Raw genomic sequence first — 14,211 nt, 5'->3', positions numbered from 1 at the left:
AGTCTCGCGCCGGGGCCACCGCCGGGCCAAACCTCACCACGGTGACGGGCGGCCGGGAGCGCGGCATACGGCCGGGCAGGCGACCCGAGGGAGGGGTCAGCCGCGGGCGATCCGGTCGGCCTCGGCCCGCTGCTGCTGGGTGGTCCCGAGGTCGTCGCGCACCCGGGCCATGGCGTCGCCGAGCGCCGTCACCAGCTCGGGCGGCAGGGCGTCGAGCCAGTGCCGCCGGACGCTCTCGACGTGCACCGGGGCCATCTCGACGAGCGCCGCGAACCCGGCCTCGGTGAGCACCAGCTCCACCCCGCGGCCGTCACCGGGCACCGGGTGCCGCTCGACCCAGCCGCGTCCCTCGAGCCGGTTGGCGGTGTGGGTGAGCCGGGAGCGTGACTGCACCACGAGGGCGGCGAGCTCGGACATGCGCTGCCGGCGGCCGGGCTGCTCGGACAGCATCGAGAGGATCTCGTACTCCGACAGCGACACCCCGTGGGCCTGCAGGTCCTTGTCCAGAGCGACCTCCAGCAGCCGCTGGCCCCGCAGGTAGGCGCGCCACGCGACCTGCTCGGTCGCGCTGAGCCACCGCACGTCCTCCGCCAACGTCTTCCCCGTTCGTCCTCACCCGGCTCCCCGTGGTCACGGCCGACGCCGCACCCATCCGCACAGACTAGCGAACCCCCGGGCCCGGTCCGCGCACGGTCACGAGATCCAGCCGGCGGCCTCGGTCGCGTAGTAGGTGAGGATCTGCGCGGCGCCGGCCCGGTGGATGCTCGTCAGCGACTCCAGGGCGACGCGCTCGCGGTCGATCCAGCCCTGGGCGGCGGCGGCCTCGATCTGGGCATACTCCCCCGACACCTGGTAGGCGGACACCGGCACGGTCGACTCGGCCGCGACCGCCGCGAGGACGTCGAGGTAGGGCAGCGCCGGCTTGACCATGACCATGTCGGCGCCCTCCTCGATGTCGAGGCGGGTCTCGCGCAGCGACTCGGTGAAGTTGGCGGGGTCCTGCTGGTAGGTGGCGCGGTCGCCCTGCAGCGAGCTGGCGACGGCCTCGCGGAAGGGGCCGTAGTAGCCGGACGCGTACTTCGCGGCGTAGGCGAGCAGGATGGTGTCGGTGCGGCCGGCGTCGTCGAGGGCCTGGCGCACGTGGCCGACCTGGCCGTCCATCATCCCGGACAGGCCCACGACGATGGCGCCGGCCTCGGCCTGGGCGATGCCCATCGCGGCGTACCGCTCCAGGGTGGCGTCGTTGTCGACCCGGCCGCGGTCGTCGAGGACCCCGCAGTGGCCGTGGTCGGTGAACTCGTCCAGGCACAGGTCGGCCATCACGACCAGGTCGTCGCCGACGGTGTCGGCCAGCCGGCGCAGCGCGACGTTGAGGATCCCGTCGGGGTCGGTGGCGCCGGACCCGACGGCGTCCTTGCTGGTGGGGACCCCGAAGACCATGATCCCGCCGACGCCCGCCCGGGCCGCCTCCCGGGCGGCCTGCTCGAGGCTGTCCAGGGAGTGCTGCACCACGCCGGGCATGGACCCGATGGGCCGTGGCTCGGTGGCCCCCTCCCGCACGAAGACCGGCAGGATCAGCTGCGCCGGGTGCAGCCGGGTCTGCGCGACGAGGCGCCGGACCGCGGGGCTCTGCCGCAGGCGACGGGGGCGGTGCGTGGGAAAGCTCACGAGTGCCTCTCCAGGACGTGGGTGGGGTGTCGTATGCCGCCCGCTGCCCCGGGCGTCACCGGCTCGGGGCCGGCTCAGCTGGAGCGGCGGCGGCGCCGGCGCTTGCTGGGCAGGACGATGGGGTCGCCGGCGTCGTAGGCCGCCCGCGCCTGCTCGTAGCCGAGCCCGGCGAGGGCGTCGACGAGGGAGTCCGAGCTGGCCTCGGGGGCGATGACGTCGACGTGCAGCCCGTGCTCCTCGGCGGTCTTGGCCGTGGCCTGGCCGATGCAGGCGACGAGGGTGGCGCGGTGGGGCTTGCCGGCGATGCCGACGAGGTTGCGCACGGTCGAGCTCGAGGTGAAGACCACGGCGTCGAACTGCCCGGTCTTGATCGCCTCGCGGATCTCGGCGGGCGGCGGGGCGGCCCGCACGGTGCGGTAGGCGGTGACGTCCTCCACCTCCCAGCCCATCTCCTGCAGCCCGGCGACGAGGGTGTCGGTGGCGATGTCGGCGCGGGGCAGGAAGACGCGGTTGATGGGGTCGAGCAGGTCGTCGTAGGGCGGCCACTCCTCGAGCAGCCCCGCGGCGGACTGCTCCCCGCTCGGCACCAGGTCGGGCACCAGGCCCCAGTCGCGCAGCGCCGCGGAGGTGGTGCCACCGACGGCCGCGATGCGCAGCCCCGCGAAGGAGCGCGCGTCGAGGCCGTACTCGTCGAACTTCTCGCGCACCGCCCGCACGGCGTTGACGCTGGTGAAGCCCACCCACTCGTAGCGGCCGGTCACCAGGCCCGTGATGGCCTTCTCCAGCTGCTGCGGGGTGCGGGGAGCCTCGATGCTGAGGGTCGGGACGGTGGTGGGCCGGGCGCCGTAGCGCTCGAGCCGCTCGGTCGTGGCGGCGGCCTGCTCCTTGGTGCGGGGCACGAGCACCTGCCAGCCGAAGAGCGGCTTGTTCTCGAACCAGCTCATCGAGGTGCGCAGCGCCACGGTGCGGCCGACGATCGCGAGGAGCCGCTCGTCCTCCCCCAGCCGGTCCAGCACGTGCGCCGCGTCCCCCAGGGTGGTGACGTCGGTGTGCTGCATCGCGGTGGAGCCGTGGTCGGTGAGCGCCACCGGGGTCGCGGCGTCTCGGCCCGCCTCCAGCAGGGCGCTCAGCTGGTCGACGAGCCGGCCGGGCGTGCCCAGCATCACCACGGTCACGTCGTCCTGCGCGGACTCCACGAGCTCCTGCTGCAGCGAGCTGTCGAGCAGGTGCAGGCGGGGGGACTCGGGCGAGGTGAGCGGGATCCCGGCATACAACGGCACGGCGGAGAGCATGGAGACGCCGGGGACCACCTCGAAGGGGACACCGGCGTCGGCGAGGGCCCGGCACTCTCGGATCAGCCCGGTGAACAGGCCCGGGTCGCCGCTCATCACGCGGACCACGAGACCGGGGTCGGCCAGCGACGTCACGGCGTCGAGCAGCCGCTGCTCGCGCCCCTCGGCGGAGCGGGGCTGCTCGGGGGCGCCCTGCTCGGGCACCACGGCGACGGCGGGGTCGGTCAGCAGCTCGGCGTCGTCACGGGCGTGGCGACGGACCAGGTCGACCACGTCGGCTCCGTCGACGACCACGACCTGAGCCTGCGCCAGCAGCTGGGCCGCGCGCAGCGTCACGAGACCGGGGTCGCCGGGGCCGACCCCGATGAAGGCCACGTGGGCGCGCTCACCGACCGCCTGCTGAGGTGCCGGGGGCGTCTGCTTCGTCCCCGCCCTGCTGCCCTTGCGCATGTCTCCCCGCTCCTTGCCCGTCAGTCGGACTACTTAGTGGCAGTCTGTCCGACCTCGGTCCCGCTGCCAAGTCGCTCCGGCCCGCCGGTGAAGTCGGCCGCGCCGTCCTCCAGCAGCAGCTCGGCCAGGCGACGACCCAGGTCACGGGGCTGGTCGTAGGGGCCGGTCAGCGAGCGGCGCAGCCCCTGCGACCCGTCCGGGGCGCCGACGAAGGCCCGCAGCGACAGCTCGAGCCCGTCCTCGGACTCCACCACCTCCGCGAGCGCACCGATGGGGGCGGTGCAGCCCGCCTCCAGGCGAGCGAGCAGCCCGCGCTCGGCCTCCACGCGCGCCCGGGTGTCCGGGTCGTCGACCCGGGCGAAGACGGCCCGCAGCGGGTGGTCCTCGCGGCACTCGAGCGCCAGCGCGCCCTGGCCCGGGGCGGGCAGCATCTGGACCGGGTCGAGCGCCTCGGTGACGTGCTCGCGCAGCCCGAGCCGCGACAGCCCGGCCATCGCGAGGACGACGGCGTCGCACCGACCGTCCCGCACGTGCTGCAGGCGGGTGCCGACGTTGCCGCGTATGGCGGTCGGCTGCAGCCCCAGCCCGAGCGCCGCCAGCTGAGCGGCGCGTCGCGGCGAGCCGGTGCCGACCACGGCGCCCTCGGGGAGCTCGCCCAGGCTGAGGCCGTCGCGGGCGCACAGCGCGTCCCGCGGGTCCTCGCGCTCCGGGACCGCGGCGACCACGAGCCCCGGCTCGGGCGCCGACGGCAGGTCCTTGAGGGAGTGGACCGCGCAGTCGACGCGACCCTCCAGCAGCGCCTCGCGGATCGCGCTCGCGAAGACGCCGGTGCCACCGATCGTGGTCAGGGGTGCCGCGTTGACGTCGCCCTCGGTGGTGATCTCGACCAGCTCGACGGTGAGGCCGAGGGCCCGCAACCGGTCGGCGACCCAGCCGGACTGGGTGGTGGCGAGGGCGCTGCGGCGGGTCCCGAGCCGCACCACGGCTCCCGTGGTGGGGGCGGTGGGGTCAGGCATGGCGGGCTCCGGTGGTCTCCAGGGCGAGGTCGGTGGGGTGGTTGGGCTCGGGTGAGGTCGGCTCGGGCGTCCCCGTCGAGGCCAGCTCGGGTGTGCCGGGCTCGTTCAGCCCGGGTTCGGTGGTGTCGGTCCCCTCGGCGGCGGGGTCGGCCTCCAGGACCGGGGTCGGCTCCGCCAGGTCCACCGGCGGATCGACGGTCGCGGCGGACACCGCGGCGACGGTGTGCGGGTCCAGGTCGAAGAGTCGGTGCAGCGCCTCGGCGTAGCTGCCGCTGACGTCCGTGCCGGCCATCTCCTTCATCCGCACCGTGGGGGTGTGCAGGATCTTCTCGACCACGCGGTGCACGGTCAGCTCGACCTGGCGGCGGGTGGCCTCGTCGACGTCCGGCGTGCGGGTGTCGAAACGCTGCAGCTCGGCCTCCACGACCGACCGCGCCCGCGAGCGCAGGGCGGCGAGGGTGGGGGCGACGGCCTGCACGCGGCGGGCCGCGAGGTAGCCCGCGACCTCCTCGACGACCAGGTCGCGGACCTGCTGCACCTGCGCCGGCACCAGCCCGTCGGCGGCCATCAGCTCGCCGAGGCGCTGCAGCCCGACGACGGTCACGCCGTCCACCTCCGCGACGGCGGGGTCGACGTCGAGGGGCAGCGCGAGGTCCAGGTAGACCTGGGGGCGGCGCCCGCGCAGCACGGCGGTGCGCTCGGCGGCCTCCCGGGACACGAGCCGGCCGGCGGCGCCGGTGCACGTGATGACCACGTCGGCGGCGGCCAGCGCCTCCTCGCGGTGCGACCACGGGACGGTGCGGGCGGCATACGCCTCGGCGAGGTGGCGGGCCTTGGCCTCGGTCCGGTTGGCGATGACGACCTCGCGGGCACCGGCCCGCGTGACGGTGGCGACGGCCAGCGAGCTCATCGCGCCGGCGCCGACCACCATCACGGACAGGCCCGCCAGCGGGCCGAGCACGGTCTCGGCCTCGTCGAGCCCCGCGCTGACGAGGGACAGCGACACGTCGTCGATCTCGGTCTCGGTGTGGGCCCGCTTGCCGACCCGCAGCGCGCGCTGGAAGAGGGCGTTGAGCTCGGGCCCGACCTCCTGGCCGGTCTGCGCCTGGCGCAACGACGAGCGCAGCTGGCCGAGGATCTGGCTCTCGCCGATGGCCATGGAGTCCAGCCCGCAGGCCACCGAGAAGGTGTGCGAGACGGCGCGGTCCTCGTGGTGGACGTAGAGGTGGTCGCGCAGGGTGAGCGCGTCGACGTCGGTGACCTCGGCGATCGCCTGGCCGATCTCGGTGACGCCGCCGTGGAAGGTGACGACGTCGGCGTAGACCTCGGTGCGGTTGCAGGTGGTGACGACCACGGCCTCGCGGACCTGCTGGGTCGCCGCGAGCCGGTCCCGCAGCGCGCGGCTGCGGGGCTGGTCGAGGGTGGTCCGCTCGAGCATGTCGATGGGGGCGCTGCGGTGGGACAGACCGATGACGAGCAGGGTCACGCGAAGGCACCTCCAGGGGCCGAGGTCGCGGCGAGGCGGGACCGGTAGGCCAGCAGCCGCAGCTCCGACGACAGGTCCACGGCCCGCACGTCGGTCGAGGCCGGCACCTGCAGCGAGGTGGCGGCGAAGTTGAGGATGGCGCCGACGCCGGAGGACACCAGCTGGTCGGCGACGGACTGGGCGGCCGACGCGGGGGTCGCCACCACCCCGATGACGCGGGAGCCGTGGTCGGCCACGGCGGCGGGCAGCCGCCCGACGTCCTGCACGGTCAGGCCGAGAAGGCTGGTGCCGACGACCTGCGGGTCGTGGTCGAAGAGCCCCACCACCTCGAAGCCGTCGCCGTCGAAGCCGCCGTGGGAGGCGATCGCCTGCCCCAGCCGGCCCATCCCGACGATCACGACCGGGCGGGTCTCGCCGCAGCCGAGCGCCGCGACCAGCTCCTCGACCAGCGCCGCCGTGTCGTACCCGACGCCCCGCACCCCGAACGACCCCAGGTGCGACAGGTCCTTGCGCAGCATCGTGGGGCTCACCCCGGCGGCGGCCGCCAGCGCGTCGGAGGAGACGTTGGACACCCCGGACCGGGCCAGCGCCCGGGCCGCACCGAGGTACACCGGCAGGCGCAGCACGGTGGCGTCGGACAGCTCTCGACGCTCTGCGGCCTCGACCCTCACAGCCCCTCGGGCTCCCTTCCGGCCACCCCGGTCAGCGGGTGGTCACCACCGCTCAGGGTATGCCGGGCCCCGAGGCCGCCCCAAACCCGGGTGGGGGCCCCCGGGGTCGCCGCGCCGCGGGGGCGGCATACGGGCTGACCGGAGGTCATCGCGCCAGGGCACGCCGCAGCCGCACCGGGTCGACCCGCCAGTAGTCGTGCTGCCGACCGTCCACGAAGGTCACCGGGATCTGCTCGGCGTAACGCTCCAGCAGCACAGGGTCCTCGTCCACGACGGCCTCGGCGAAGCTGTCGCCGGTCTCCGCGACGACCTGCTGCACCACGTCGCGGGCCAGGTCGCACAGGTGGCAGCCGGGGCGCCCGAGCAGGACGACGCGGGCGGCGGTGAGGTCGATGTCCACGCCACGACCCTACGACCGCAGCGGGCCGTGCCGTCGCGTCGGGCTCGTGGCAGGGGGCGGTCTGTGCTGGAATGGGCCATTGTGGAGCGACGTCCAGCAAGGCTCCAGGAGGATCCATCCGCCAGTCCATGCGCCCTCGCCGGCCCCGACTCGTCCCGGTGACCGCGGCTCGTCGAGCCGTGCTCGGCCCGCCCGCCCTGTCCGGGGCGGGCCTGTCGGCGTCTCCCGTGCTCGACCTGCGGGTGCTGTGGATGGCCGTGGCGGGCGGCGAGCCCCCTGCGGGCCCGACCGGGGGGCGGCGGGACCCGTCGCCGGAGGAGCTGGAGCAGGTGCGGGCGCTCGTGGCGCTCGCCCAGACCGGTGACTCCGAGGCCTTCGGACGCCTCTACGAGCGGTACGTCGACGTCGTCTACCGCTACATCTACGTCCGCGTCGGGGCCGTGCACACCGCCCAGGACCTGACGAGCGAGACCTTCATGAAGGCGCTGCGCGCGCTGCCGGGCTTCACGTGGCAGGGCAAGGACATCGCGGCGTGGTTCGTCACGATCGCCCGCAACGTCGTGGTCGACCACACCAAGTCCTCGAGGTTCCGGCTCGAGGTGGCGACCGCCGACATGCGCGACGCCGACACCGAGGTCGACGCCCCCGACGGCGAGGTCCTCGACCGGCTGCGCGACCAGCGGCTGCTGCAGGCCGTGTCCCAGCTCAAGCCCGAGCAGGCCGAGTGCGTCACGCTGAGGTTCGTGCAGGGCCTGTCCCTCGCCGAGACCGCCGAGGTCATGGGCAAGAAGGAGAATGCCGTCAAGCAGCTGCAGCTGCGCGCCGTCCGGGCCCTGCAGCGAGCCCTGGAGGGCGAGGACCTGTGAGGCCGTCCGACCACCGGCTCCGGCCGGGACGTGACCACGCCCGTAACCTCGGCGCGATGTCGTCGTTAGACATGTGAGCACATGCCGCCCGGCCGCGTCTCGACGCGCGGCCCGGGTGCCCGTCAGCACCGGTCGGAAGGAGGGGTAGATGGCTCGCAACCTCGTCGACTTCGTGTCGCGCGGCGACGCCGAGGCGTTCGAGGCCGCGCTCAACGGCGCGACGCCCGCCACCACCGAGCTGGCCCGGCTGCTGGAGACGGCTCACCAGGCGGGCGGGGTGTCCCTGCCCGGACCCGACCCGGCCTTCGTCGCCGCTCTCGGGACCCGGCTGCAGGCGCAGGCGGCGGCCGTGCCAGCCGGCCCCGACGCCGGTGCGCCCACCGCCGCCCCCGCCAACGTCGTGACGATCCACCGCACCTGGCCCAAGGTCCTCGCCGGCGCCGCGGCCGGCGTCATCGTGGCCGGGACCGGCCTCGGTGTCGCCTCGCAGGGCGCCCTGCCCGGCGACGCGCTCTACGGCGTGCGGTCCGTCGTGGACGGCCTGGAGGTCCGCTTCGCCGGCTCCGACGGCGAGCAGGGCCGCACCCTGCTGTCGCAGGCCCGGGAGCACGTCGACGACACCGAGGTGCTGGCCGACCGGTCCGAGCAGGACCTCGAGGCGATCCGCACCTCCCTCAAGGACGCCGCCGCGTCCGTGGACTCCGGCAACACCAAGCTCTTCTCCGCCTTCGACGCCGACCGGCAGCCCGGCCACCTCGCCGTGGTGCAGGAGTTCACCGCGTGGGCGCAGCCGCGGCTGCAGGCGCTGCGCAGCAAGATCCCCGCCGCCGCCGCGGGGGACCTCGGCTCGCTGCAGGCGACCGTCGACGCGGGCGCCACCACGCTGCGCGCCAAGCTGGCGTCCTGCGGCGACGCGTGCGCCGGCATCATCGCCCCGGCCAACCCCGCGACCACGACCGTGCCGGCGCCGTCGGCGACCACCGCTGCCACCAGCCCGTCCCCGGCCGGCACCACGCCTGGCGTCCCGGCGAGCAGCGACCCGGCCTCCGTCCCGGCCCCGCCGGTCCCCGCGACCACGAGGGTCCCGTCACCGCGCCTGACGACCCCGCCGCCGCCCATCTTCACGCCGCGGACCCCGCGGCCGGTGCCCACGACCCAGCGCACCGTGCCGCCGCGCACCACCGCGCCCCGGCCGACCGTGCCCCGGCCGCCGGTGCCCACGTCGGTCACGCCCACCCGCTCCCCCGAGCCGACCGACCCGGGCCCGCAGCCCACGTCGCCGACCACGACGACGGTGCCCGTACCGCCGACCAGCACCCCGCCGGCGCCCGGCATACCGACCACGTCGCCCGAGCCCACCAGCACCCTGGTGCCGGTCATCCCGGCGGCGCCGAGGTTCGCGGACCACTGCGTCGAGGGCAACGGCATCGTGCACCTGCCGCGCGTCCCCGGAGTGAGCTACAGCTGGTACCGCACCGACCTGCTCGGCATCACCACGGTGACGGTGGACGCCGAGGCCGACCCGGGATACCGCATCGCCGAGGGTGCGACCGCCCACTGGGCCCAGCGCTACCTCGGCTGCAAGGGCTCCTGAGCCCAGCCGCCTCCTGGGCCCAGCCGCTCAGCGGGCAAACCTCAGCGGAAGAACCTCGGTCGATGAACCTCAGCCGAAGAAGGCGGACTCGCGCGTCGCGAGCAGGTGGTACAACGCCTCCTGGATGGTCTGGCGGATCTCGTCGGTCAGCCCGAAGACCAGCATCGGGTCGTCCGCGGCGGCCGCGCCCAGGTCCTGGGTCGTCACCGGCTCCCCGAACTCGATGATCCACTTGCTCGGCAGCGGCACCAGCCCCAGCAGCCCGAGCCACGGGAAGGTCGGCGTGATCGGGAAGTAGGGCGCGCCCAGCAGCTTGGCCAGGCCCTCCGCGTTGCCGAGCATCGGGTAGGTCTCCTCGGCGCCGACGATCGCGCACGGCACGATCGGCACCTCGGCCCGGAGCGCGGCCGCGACGAAACCCCCACGCCCGAACCGCTGCAGCCGGTAGCGCTCGCTGAACGGCTTGCCGACCCCCTTGAAACCCTCGGGCCACACCCCCACGAGCTCGCCCGCCCGCAGCAACCGCTCGGCGTCCTCCCCGGCGGCCAGCGTGGACCCCGACTTGCGGGCGACGTCCCCGATCACGGGGGTGCGGAAGACCAGGTCGGCGCCGAGCAGCCGCAGGTGTCGGTGGGCCGGGTGCTCGTCGTGCACGGCCACCTGTGTCATCAACGCGTCCAGCGCGATCGTGCCGGAGTGGTTGGCCACGACCAGGGCACCCCCCTCGGTCGGAAGGTGCTCGATCCCGCGCACCTCGACCCGGAACCACGCGCGGTAGAGCGGCCGCAGCAGCGGCAGGTAGGCGTGGTCCGTGAAGTCCTCGTCGAAGCCGAACTCGTCGACCTCGTAGTCGGCCGTCAGGCGCCGCCGCAGGAAGGCCAGCAGCTCGGCAACCTGCCGCTCGGTCTCCTCCGGGGACAGCTGGGCCAGCGCCGCCAGGCTGCGCAGCACCTGGACCAGGGCGTCGACCAGCGCGTCGAGGTCCAGCGGCTGCCCCTGCGACGGGGTGGGAGCGGTCACGACCGGGCTCCCGCCGTGGCGGACGGGTCCGGGAGGACCCCCATCGCCGCGAGCACCACCTGCGCCCGGTGGAGACCGGTGCGGGCCAGGTCCACCCCCGGCACCGTCAGGCTGGCCGTCGCCGCGAACGACTCGAAGGCCTCGCGGGTGGTGAAGGTCGGCGTGAAGCCCAGCTGCTCGCGCATCCGGGTGGTGTCGACGACCCGGCCGTAGGCGAGCTGGCGGTACTGCCCGTCGGGGAACTCCGCCATCCGGGACCAGCGGTAGCCCCGCCGCAGCATCCCCTCGGCCTCGAGCGGGGCCTGCACGAGGGGGCGGCGCAGCAGCCGGGCGCACTGCACGACGGTCAGCACGCCGTCCCCCGCGACGTTGGTGACCCCGGTGACGCGCTCGGCCGGGCCGGTCGCCGCGAGCACCATCGCCCGCACGCAGTCGTCCTCGTGGACGAACTGCAGCCGGCCGTCGAAGCCCGCCGGCACCGGCATCACGGGCAGGCTGAAGTAGTCGGTCAGGCCCGTGGCGATGCTCGGCCCGATGACGTTGGCGAAGCGCAGGACGCTCACCTCGACGTCGGGGCGGCGCCGGGCGAAGCCCGCGACATACGACTCGACCTCGGAGGAGTCCCGGCCGAAACCGTTGGCGGTGCGGATGCCGAGCGCGGCGGTCTCGCGGAAGACGGCGGGGTCGTGGGGCGAGGCACCGTAGACCGCGGCCGCCGACTTCACCGCCACCCGCCGCACCGACGGTGCCTTCTGGCACGCCGCGAGCAGCTGCATCGTGCCGATGATGTTGATCTCCTTCTGGGAGGCGCGTCCACCGGCCGCGGTGGGGGTCGCGATCACGCCCATGTGGACGACGGTGTCCACGGAGTACTGCTCCACGAGCCGCCCCATGACGGGGTTGCGCAGGTCGACCCGCACGAAGTCGACGCCGGTCAGCGGCCGGCGCGGGGGGACGACGTCGATCCCGATGACGCGTCCCACGTCCGAGCGGGCGGCGAGCGCGGCGGCGGCGAGCCCCCCGAGCAGCCGGGAGACACCGGTGACGAGCACGACGTCGGGCACGGGCACCTCCCGGGGCGGCAGCGGATCTGGGTCCCGAGCCTAGGTCAGCAGCGGTGCGGGCCGCACCTCGCCCCCCGAGGTCGCGGCGGTCCGGGCGGTCCGGGCCGGGACGAGCAGAGCCCTCGACCGCGGTCGAGGGCTCTCAGCTCACTTCTTGTTGCGACGCTGGTGGCGCGTCTTGCGCAGCAGCTTGCGGTGCTTCTTCTTCGCCATGCGCTTGCGGCGCTTCTTGATCACGGAACCCATGTGTCGTCCTTCATCCAGCGGTCGAGGGAATCTGTCCTAGCCTACCGCCCTCGCCGCGCAGTCACCCAATCCGGCCCTGACGGGCCGATCGGTCCGTATGCCGGACCCTCACGCCGTCTCGGTGAAGGCACGGGCGAGGTACTCGTCGACGACGTGCTCCGGGACGCGGAAGGACCGCCCGACGCGCACGGCCGGCAGCTCGCCGCCGTGAACCAGCCGGTAGACCGTCATCTTGGACACCCGCATCCGCGCCGCCACCTCGGCGACCGTGCAGAACTTCACCCCGTCGAAGGGACGCTCAGACGTCATCGGTAACTCACTCTCTGGGCACGATGGTGTCGTCGGATTCCCCGTCGAGGGTCACGCGCGTGCTACGTGGCACTCTAGGGGCCCCTGTGACGGATGGGGAACCATCCGCAAGGGAATTCACCCGTGCTGTCCACCCGACACGCCGCGCGGGGTGGTTGCAATGGCGTTGCAGCCGCCTAGTCGAACCACACGTCCAGGCCGTGCAGGGGGAAGGCTGCCTCGCGGGTGGCCATGATCGCGCGGTCGACCGGGTCCTCCGGGTCGTAGCCCGACTCCCAGCCCCGCCACCACACGATGCCCCCCTCGGCGACCCCGTCGCTCATGGTGGTCGGCGCGGCCCGGCCGTGGCGTTCCTGCACGTAGTCGCGCCACTGCTGCGGGGTCTCGGTGTCGAGGCGGATCGGGTGGTGGGCCGCGATGGCGGTCAGGTGGGTCCAGGCGCGCGGCACCACGTCGACCACCTCGTAGCCCCCTCCCCCGAGCGCGACCCACCGGCCCTCGCACACCTCGTGGGACAGCCGGTGCAGCCCCTCGAAGGCCTGACGCTGCGCGTCGACCGAGATGGCCAGGTGGGCCAGCGGGTCCTGGAAGTGCGAGTCGCAGCCCTGCTGGGTGACGAGCACGTCCGGGGCGAAGGCCCGCACCAGCGGGTTGACCGTGGCGTTGATGGCGCGCAGCCACGCGGCGTCGCCGGTGCCGGGCGGCAGAGCGACGTTGATCGCGGTGCCGTCGGCCGCCGGGCCGCCGAGGTCCTGCGGGAAGCCGGTGCCCGGGAAGAGCACCCGCCCGGTCTCGTGCACCGAGATCGTCATGACCCGCGGGTCGTCCCAGAAGCAGCGCTCGACGCCGTCCCCGTGGTGGACGTCCACGTCCACGTAGGCGACCCGGCGCGCGCCGTGCTCGAGCAGCCAGTGGATCGCCACGGCGGCGTCGTTGTAGATGCAGAAGCCCGCCGCGGCGCCGGGCATCGCGTGGTGCATCCCGCCGCAGAAGTTGACGCCGTGGCTCGCGCGGCCCTCCCAGACGTCCTGCGCGACCGCGAGGCTGCCGCCGGCGATCCGGGCGCTCGCCTCGTGCATGCCCACGAAGGCCGGGTCGTCCTCGGTGCCGAGCCCGAACGCCGGGTCCGCCCGGGTCGGGTCCTCCCCCGCGGCCCGGACGGCGGCGATGTAGGCCGGGTCGTGCACCCACGCCAGCGTCTCGTCGTCGGCCACCGGGGGGTTGACCAGCTCGACGTCGTCGTGGTCGAAGAGCCCGAGGCTCTGGCACAACCGGGCGGTCAGGTCGAGCCGCACCGGGCTCATGGGATGCTCCGGCCCGAAGTCGTAGCGCGTGAAGCTCGGGTCCCAGACCACTCTCGTCGGCAGCGCCATGAGCCGACCGTACCCGCCGTCCGCGGCGGTGGCACGGCGAGGGCCGGTGCGCGGCCCTCAGCGCACGACGGTGCTGGCGACGGAGCCGGGGTCGTCGGCGAGCGGCAGGATCATCATCATCTCGTCGTCGGCGTCCTCGTCGGGCTCCTGACCCCGCGCCACCATCGGGCGCCGGGTGTCGGTGACCCGGAAGCCGTAGGCGCTCGCGAAGGCCACCGCCGGGCCGTTGTCGGTGCTCACCCAGTAGGACAGGTGCCGGCAGTCCATGGACCGGGCGATGCCCGCGGCCGCCCGCACCAGCTCGACGGCGACGCCGCGGCCGCGGTGGTCGGGGTGGACCCACATGCCGAAGAACTCGGCCATGGCGTCGTCGGTGCCCTCCCGGGGGGCCTGCGCCCGCACGCTCGCCACGCCGACCTGCTGCCCCTCGAGCTCGGCCAGCAACCGGGTGGCGCGCTCCATGCGGTCGTGCCAGACCTCGTCGCCGAAGGCGTGCTCGTCCTCGTAGGTCGCCGCGAACGCGTCGGGCGAGTCCTGGAGCGCGGCCAGGCGGAACGACTTGTAGAGGTCCCAGTCGTCGTCGGTCAGCACGCGCACGGTCAGCTCGGTCATGTCCCGCATCCTTTCATGCCCCCTCGTGGCGGGGCTACACCGGGTTGGAGGGCCGCTCAGCGGCCCGTCAGTGGCTCTCAGTGAGCTCGGGAGTGGTCTCGTCAGTGCGCTCGTCGGTTTGCTTTTTCAATGACCTTGGCAGTG

The 14,211-nt window shown here is 74.3% G+C and carries 15 protein-coding genes; 2 read left to right on the top strand and 13 right to left on the bottom strand.

The window, feature by feature from the left end; translation table 11 throughout:
• Nucleotides 1–96: 96 nt before the first annotated feature.
• The 7 genes from ADJ73_RS07470 to ADJ73_RS07440 form a co-directional block, all read right to left on the bottom strand.
• Complete coding sequence (locus tag ADJ73_RS07470; RefSeq protein WP_082176821.1) at nucleotides 97–582, bottom strand: MarR family winged helix-turn-helix transcriptional regulator; 486 nt, start codon at nucleotides 580–582, stop codon at nucleotides 97–99.
• Nucleotides 583–693: 111 nt separating this feature from the next.
• Nucleotides 694–1,668, bottom strand: a complete 975-nt coding sequence (gene hemB, locus ADJ73_RS07465) for a porphobilinogen synthase (protein WP_050347752.1) — start codon at nucleotides 1,666–1,668, stop codon at nucleotides 694–696.
• A gap of 74 nt (nucleotides 1,669–1,742) precedes the next feature.
• On the bottom strand, nucleotides 1,743–3,410 hold the full coding sequence (locus ADJ73_RS07460; protein WP_082176820.1) for a uroporphyrinogen-III synthase: 1,668 nt from the start codon (nucleotides 3,408–3,410) through the stop codon (nucleotides 1,743–1,745).
• Between the two features lie 29 nt (nucleotides 3,411–3,439).
• A complete protein-coding gene (gene hemC, locus ADJ73_RS07455) occupies nucleotides 3,440–4,426 on the bottom strand; it encodes a hydroxymethylbilane synthase (RefSeq protein WP_050347751.1) in 987 nt (328 codons plus the stop codon).
• A complete protein-coding gene (locus ADJ73_RS07450) occupies nucleotides 4,419–5,912 on the bottom strand; it encodes a glutamyl-tRNA reductase (protein WP_082176819.1) in 1,494 nt (497 codons plus the stop codon). Before ADJ73_RS07450 ends, hemC begins: the two co-directional genes overlap by 8 nt.
• Nucleotides 5,909–6,583 (bottom strand): redox-sensing transcriptional repressor Rex, encoded by a 675-nt coding sequence (locus ADJ73_RS07445; RefSeq protein WP_050347750.1) that lies wholly within the window; start codon nucleotides 6,581–6,583, stop codon nucleotides 5,909–5,911. Before ADJ73_RS07445 ends, ADJ73_RS07450 begins: the two co-directional genes overlap by 4 nt.
• Before the next feature lie 145 nt (nucleotides 6,584–6,728).
• Nucleotides 6,729–6,983: a glutaredoxin family protein gene (locus ADJ73_RS07440; protein ID WP_050347749.1), complete on the bottom strand. Its 255-nt coding sequence runs from the start codon at nucleotides 6,981–6,983 to the stop codon at nucleotides 6,729–6,731.
• Nucleotides 6,984–7,111: 128 nt separating this feature from the next.
• Between ADJ73_RS07440 and ADJ73_RS07435 the strand changes: the two genes are divergently transcribed.
• Nucleotides 7,112–7,849 (top strand): sigma-70 family RNA polymerase sigma factor, encoded by a 738-nt coding sequence (locus tag ADJ73_RS07435; RefSeq protein WP_082176818.1) that lies wholly within the window; start codon nucleotides 7,112–7,114, stop codon nucleotides 7,847–7,849.
• A gap of 148 nt (nucleotides 7,850–7,997) precedes the next feature.
• A complete protein-coding gene (locus ADJ73_RS07430; protein WP_050347747.1) occupies nucleotides 7,998–9,443 on the top strand; it encodes a DUF5667 domain-containing protein in 1,446 nt (481 codons plus the stop codon).
• 69 nt (nucleotides 9,444–9,512) lie between these two features.
• Here ADJ73_RS07430 and ADJ73_RS07425 read toward each other — a convergent pair whose 3' ends face one another.
• From ADJ73_RS07425 to ADJ73_RS07405, 6 genes are all read right to left on the bottom strand, one after another.
• Nucleotides 9,513–10,463: a lysophospholipid acyltransferase family protein gene (locus ADJ73_RS07425; protein WP_156188163.1), complete on the bottom strand. Its 951-nt coding sequence runs from the start codon at nucleotides 10,461–10,463 to the stop codon at nucleotides 9,513–9,515.
• The gene (locus ADJ73_RS07420) at nucleotides 10,460–11,527 is read right to left on the bottom strand and encodes an NAD-dependent epimerase/dehydratase family protein (RefSeq protein ID WP_156188162.1); all 1,068 of its coding nucleotides are present in this window, start codon (nucleotides 11,525–11,527) and stop codon (nucleotides 10,460–10,462) included. The genes ADJ73_RS07425 and ADJ73_RS07420 overlap by 4 nt, the downstream gene beginning before the upstream one ends.
• 147 nt (nucleotides 11,528–11,674) lie before the next feature.
• Entirely contained in the window at nucleotides 11,675–11,773 is a 99-nt protein-coding gene (locus ADJ73_RS16585; RefSeq protein WP_003792170.1) for a 30S ribosomal protein bS22, read from the bottom strand.
• A 108-nt stretch (nucleotides 11,774–11,881) separates the two neighbouring features.
• A complete protein-coding gene (locus tag ADJ73_RS07415) occupies nucleotides 11,882–12,082 on the bottom strand; it encodes a helix-turn-helix domain-containing protein (RefSeq protein WP_050347745.1) in 201 nt (66 codons plus the stop codon).
• 176 nt (nucleotides 12,083–12,258) lie between these two features.
• A complete protein-coding gene (locus ADJ73_RS07410; RefSeq protein ID WP_050347744.1) occupies nucleotides 12,259–13,455 on the bottom strand; it encodes an acetoin utilization protein AcuC in 1,197 nt (398 codons plus the stop codon).
• A 57-nt stretch (nucleotides 13,456–13,512) separates the two neighbouring features.
• On the bottom strand, nucleotides 13,513–14,067 hold the full coding sequence (locus ADJ73_RS07405) for a GNAT family N-acetyltransferase (RefSeq protein WP_050347743.1): 555 nt from the start codon (nucleotides 14,065–14,067) through the stop codon (nucleotides 13,513–13,515).
• Nucleotides 14,068–14,211 lie beyond the last annotated feature (144 nt).

Source organism: Arsenicicoccus sp. oral taxon 190 (genome assembly GCF_001189535.1).
Classification (GTDB): Bacteria; Actinomycetota; Actinomycetes; order Actinomycetales; family Dermatophilaceae; genus Arsenicicoccus.
This window is presented reverse-complemented; position numbering and strand designations above follow the sequence as displayed.

Coding starts and splice junctions, on each gene's coding strand:
- ADJ73_RS07460 (WP_082176820.1), bottom strand. CDS start 3,410: ATGCGCAAGGGCAGCAGGGCGGGGACGAAGCAGACGCCCCCGGCACCT.
- hemC (WP_050347751.1), bottom strand. CDS start 4,426: ATGCCTGACCCCACCGCCCCCACCACGGGAGCCGTGGTGCGGCTCGGG.
- ADJ73_RS07435 (WP_082176818.1), top strand. CDS start 7,112: ATGCGCCCTCGCCGGCCCCGACTCGTCCCGGTGACCGCGGCTCGTCGA.
- ADJ73_RS07430 (WP_050347747.1), top strand. CDS start 7,998: ATGGCTCGCAACCTCGTCGACTTCGTGTCGCGCGGCGACGCCGAGGCG.
- ADJ73_RS16585 (WP_003792170.1), bottom strand. CDS start 11,773: ATGGGTTCCGTGATCAAGAAGCGCCGCAAGCGCATGGCGAAGAAGAAG.
- ADJ73_RS07415 (WP_050347745.1), bottom strand. CDS start 12,082: ATGACGTCTGAGCGTCCCTTCGACGGGGTGAAGTTCTGCACGGTCGCC.
- ADJ73_RS07410 (WP_050347744.1), bottom strand. CDS start 13,455: ATGGCGCTGCCGACGAGAGTGGTCTGGGACCCGAGCTTCACGCGCTAC.
- ADJ73_RS07405 (WP_050347743.1), bottom strand. CDS start 14,067: ATGACCGAGCTGACCGTGCGCGTGCTGACCGACGACGACTGGGACCTC.